The 4,801-nt window shown below is 73.0% G+C and carries 4 protein-coding genes; all 4 read right to left on the bottom strand.

Features of this window, described 5'->3' with window-relative positions; genetic code table 11:
- Nucleotides 1-287 (bottom strand): formate dehydrogenase accessory sulfurtransferase FdhD (locus tag ACIQOV_RS27945; RefSeq protein WP_401053134.1); only part of this gene is annotated, 287 nt, incomplete at its 3' end.
- A gap of 26 nt (nt 288-313) precedes the next feature.
- Nucleotides 314-1,606 (bottom strand): MFS transporter, encoded by a 1,293-nt coding sequence (locus ACIQOV_RS27950; RefSeq protein ID WP_401053136.1) that lies wholly within the window; start codon nt 1,604-1,606, stop codon nt 314-316.
- A gap of 245 nt (nt 1,607-1,851) precedes the next feature.
- Nucleotides 1,852-2,319, bottom strand: a complete 468-nt coding sequence (locus ACIQOV_RS27955) for a GreA/GreB family elongation factor (RefSeq protein ID WP_401053138.1) — start codon at nt 2,317-2,319, stop codon at nt 1,852-1,854.
- Nucleotides 2,320-2,461: 142 nt separating this feature from the next.
- On the bottom strand, nt 2,462-4,612 hold the full coding sequence (locus ACIQOV_RS27960; protein WP_401053140.1) for a UvrD-helicase domain-containing protein: 2,151 nt from the start codon (nt 4,610-4,612) through the stop codon (nt 2,462-2,464).
- Between the last annotated feature and the right edge of the window lie 189 nt (nt 4,613-4,801).

Below are 4,801 nucleotides of genomic sequence, written 5' to 3' on the forward strand. Positions count from 1 at the left end.
GGGGCGAGCAGGACGTCCACCACGTTGTAGGTGTTGCCCCCGTCGGCGGTGGCACCGGCGCAGTAGCGGATGCCCGCCACCTGCTCGGCGGCGTGCGCCACGCCCTCGCTGACCAGGAACCCGGCCGCCAGGTCGAAGTCGCTGCCCGGGGTGCGCATGGTCACCGTCAGCGCACGCCCGCCGACCCGGATCTCCATCGGCTCCTCGGCGGCCAGGGTGTCGGGACGGTACGAGGGCGCGCCCTGGCGCAGGCGCAGCACTCTGCGGGGGACGGTCACTCGGCCCATGGTCGTCGGCTCCTCGATGGTCTCCGTCAGGTCTGTACGGATGAATCCTCCCCCCTGGCGGCGGCGTACGGGTCCGGCGGGTCGGGCAGGTGGCGGCGGCTGTGCGCGGCGGTGACCGCCAGGCAGAGCAGACCGACGGCCGCCATGCCCGCCAGTAGCGCCGGATAGGAGGCGTGGCCGGCGGTGCCGGCGAGCAGCAGCGGGGTGAGGAAGCCGCTGGAGGTGATGCTCTGGTAGAGGGAGGCGGAGGTCGGCCCGGAGGCGCGCGGGGTCAGCCGCTCCACCTCGTGCAGCCCCGCGCCGAGCGTCAGCCCGTACCCGGTGCCGAGGACGAGGGCGGCGGCCACCACCAGGCCCACCGAGTCGAGGGCGGCGGCGAGGGCGCCGAGCAGCAGCCCGGCGATCACCGTGGCCATCGCGGTGAGGGTGGCCCGGGCACTGTCCGCGTCGTCCAGCCGGGCGGCGAAGGGCTGGGCGACCACGCCCGTGGCCAGGGTCAGCGCCGCGACCAGGCCGCTGAACAGCGGCGCGTAGCCGGGCACCCGGTCGGCGACCAGCGGCGGCAGTACCACGTACGCCACCGTGGCGGCGCCGAGCACGGCCGGGCTGGCGGGCAGGACCACGTAGCGGAACCGGGGGTGGCGGACGGCCGCCGGTCCGTTGCCGTTGTTGCTTCCGCCGTTGCCGTTGCCGTTGCCGTTGCCGTTGCCGTTGCCGCCGCCGCCGCGGCCGTGGCTCCGGGCGGTCTCCGGGAGTCCGCGGGTGGCCCGCAGCACCAGCAGGCAGCCCAGCGCATGGGCGAGGGCGGGCAGCACCGTCGGGCCGGGCAGCCACTCGGCGATCACCCCGGAGGCCAGCGCGCCCGCCGCGAAGCCCGTACCGGTGGCGTACATCGCCCGGCGGGCGCTCCGCTCGGGCGGGACGGCGGGCCCGGAGAGCTCGCGCAGCCAGGCCGTCCCGGCCAGGAAGACCAGCCCGGCCGCGAAGCCGGTGGCCAGCCGGGCGGCGTACACCGAGGGCTCGTCCGGCAGCGCCAGCACCACGCTGGCGGCGGCGGACAGGCCCAGCGCGCCGCGCACCGTCCGCCGCCGGCCGTACCGGTCCGCGGCGGGCCCGCCCAGCAGCAGACCGGGCAGCAGGCCGAGCAGGTAGACCGAGAACATCGCGGCCAGCGAGAGCGCCGACCAGTCGGTGCGCGCCCGGTACACGGTGGCCAGCGCGGTGAACTGGTTGGCGCCCCAGGCGGCGACGGCGACGGCGGCGGCCGCCGGGAGCCAGCGGGCGGTGCGGGGCACGGGCATTCCGTCGGTACCGCCCATGCGCTGTCCTGCCCCGTTTCCGGCTTTCCGGCCATTCCTGGATTTCCGCAGTCCAGTGTGCGGTCCGTCGCCGCGGGCGTCAAAGAAGTGAATCCTGTGAGCCGATAAGCGGCGCCTATCGGAGATTCGACGGATATCCCTTTGCCGGGTGTCCGGAAAACCTGCCGGACATTCCGAAAGAACGATCGGGAATTCCGCTCCGATCATTCCGTTCGGATTATTCCGCCCCGGCTACTGCGTGCCGGCTATTCCGTGCCGCCCACCGACAGCACCACCGCGCTGGCCGCGCCGGCCGGCGTCTCGTAGTTCACCGTCTCCCCGGCGTGCCGCCCGAGCAGCGCCTTCCCGAGCGGGCTGTCGAAGGTCACCAGGGTGAGGTCCCGCTCCTCCGCCAGCTCGGAGATCTCGACCGTCTCCTCCGTGCCGTCGTCGAACCGCACGGTGACCGTCGATCCCACCCCCACCACCCGCGCGGACGGCTTCCCGGCCACCTCGGCCTCCCGCAGCCGCGCCTCCAGCTCGGTGATCCGCCGGTCCAGCCGGGTCACCTCCGACGCCCGCTGCAACTCGTCCGCCGCATCCGCCCGGTCCCCCACCGGCTCCAGCCCGCGCAGCGTCGCGGCCACCTTCTCCCGTTCCTCCCGCAACTGCGCCAGGTCCGCCTGCACCGCACGCAGGCCCTCGGCACTGATCGGTTCCGGCCCACCGCTCATCCCACGCTCCCGGGGCTGCTCGTCACACGCTCGAACACCGGCCGCCTCCCATTACCCCACCCCTCCGGGCCCCGGGCAACTTCCGGGCCGATCGACCACCCGGAACGATTCGTCGAGGACGCGTCGCCCGGGGCGCCGCGGGTCACCGTGCGAGCAGCTGCGCCGGGACGACCGGTTCGAGGAAGACGCTCGGTGTGCCGTGCCAGGACACGCTGAGGGCCTCGCGTGCACGCGTGCACGCCACGAAGAGCAGGCTCAACTCGCCGCTGAGGTCCTCCTGGTGCTGCAGCGGGTCGGTGTCCACCGGGGTGATCGCGCTGCGCATGGGCACCAGGCCGTCGCTCACGCCCACCACGGCGACGCAGCGGAACTCCAGGCCCTTCATCCGGTGCATGGTCCCGACCCGGACGCCGGGGGACGGCGCGTTGCCGAGCACGTAGGCGGGCGTCCCGGCCTGCTCCAGGGCCTGGGCGACCTCGCGGCCGAGCTGGGCGGTCCGGGCGGCGACGCCGATGTCCTCCGGGGCGACGCCGGACGCGGTCCACTCCGCGATCCGGGCGACGAGGTCCTGGATCTCGTCGGCCTTGTCGACGTGGCCGTGCACCTCGGGGTGCGCGCCGTGCAGGGTCGAGTGGTAGCCGACGAGGGAGTCCTCGCCGCCGTCCATGTCGTCGGGCCGCTCGCCGGTCAGCAGGGACGCGGACCAGCTGATGATCTCGTGCGTGGTCCGGTAGTTGACCCGCAGTCGGGAGGACCGTCCGACGACCTGGATTCCGAGTGAGCGCAGCGAGACCTTGTTCCCGTAGATCCGCTGGTGCGGGTCGCCGGCGAGGAACAGGTCGTCCGGTCCGGACGCGACGATCGCGCGGAGGAACCTCCACTGCGCGGGGTGGAGGTCCTGCGCCTCGTCGATCACCACGTGCCGGAACGGGCGGTCGTCCTGTTCGTCGAGCGCCCGCGCGGCCTGCGCGCAGACCTGCAGGAACGTCAACTCCCCGGCCTGTCGCAGCTCGTCCTCGAACGCGGCCACCGCACGCCACACTTGGGCCTTCTGCAGCGGACCGAGGGCCGTACCGCGGCCGGACCGCTGTGCCTTCAGGTACTGCTCCGGGCTCTCGATCGCCTGAGCCAGGACGACCTGCCGCCACTCCTGGTCCAGGAAGACGTCGGTGAAGTCGATCCCGAGCCGGCGGACGATCCGGCCCCAGCGGGCGAGGACCGCGCGCCGGTTGAAGACGGTCTTCAGTGGGGCGCCGCCCCGCGAGCGGCGGAGCACCTCGTTCGCCAGCGCGTCGACGGTGACCACCCGGACCTTCGCCCTGATCCGCTCGTCCGTGATGAGCAGCGTGAGGCAGCGTTCGAGCTCGCCGGCGAGGTCCTTGGTGAAGGTGGTCAGCAGAATCGATCCGTCAGGTGCGTCCGGCGGCAGCCGGCGCGCCAGGTGATAGGCCCGGTGCAGGGCCACCACCGTCTTCCCGGTCCCGGGGCCGCCGGTCACCCGGGCCGGCCCGTTGTACGACTCCCGGTAGGCGATCCGGTACTGGGCCGGGTGCAGGAAGATCCGCCACACGTCGAACGGGCGCTCCAGGATCTCCCGCAGTTCCTCGGGGCCGGACACCAGAGCGACCCGGCCGCGCGCGTGGGCCATCGCCGAGACCAGCCCGTCCTCGGGCTGCGCGGCGTTCACCGGAGCCGCCGCCCGCGCGTACGCCTGGACGATCTCACGGTCGATGTCGGCCGGCTCCATCCCGCTCGCGAGGCCGATCAGAACGTCGAACTGCTGCTCCGGCAGGACCCGGTGGAGCGCCTCCAGATGGGCCTCGTCCGGAAGCAGCCGGATGATCGGCAGGATCTCCTCCTCGATGCCCAGGCTGCGCAGGACCTTGTCGGAGCGGTCGGCGAAGAGCCTCCGGGGTTCGTCGGGGGCCAGGGCCCTCAGCGACTCGGTGGCGCGTTCCAGGGCGACGTCGTTGCGGATCTCGACGCCCTGGGTGGCGGCGTTCACCGAGGCCCGGTGCTTGTACGCCCAGTCGTTCGCCTTGTCGTGGGGGAGCACCTTCAACAGCATGTACCCGTCGCCCCGGTCGGCCTTGAGGACCACCCCGCGCCAGAAGTCGGTGATCCGGATGGTCCGGATCCGGGGGTCCCGCTGGTGGGTGAGCTTCTCCAGATGCGCGCCGGTGTGCGTCGCTCCGGTGAACTTCTCGAACACGTCGAAGACCCTGCGCTGCACGGATTTCTCCAGTGCCGCGAACTCCAGCAGAAAGTCCCGGTGCATACCCAGCGTCGCCACCCCGGCCCCCTCGCGCGCCCCGGCCCGTCCGCGCGGCCGGGCAGTGCGCCTCACTGTACTGGCCCCGGTGATCACTCGCGGCGGGCCGCCCGGCGGCGGGCCGCCCCGCGGCGGAGATAGGAAGAGCGTCGGGTAGGGAAACAGTGTTAGTAGTAGTGTATATATAGGTGGGCGCCGGATCAATAAAAA

The organism is Kitasatospora sp. NPDC091257, assembly GCF_044757675.1.
Lineage (GTDB): Bacteria > Actinomycetota > Actinomycetes > Streptomycetales > Streptomycetaceae > Kitasatospora > Kitasatospora lactacystinica.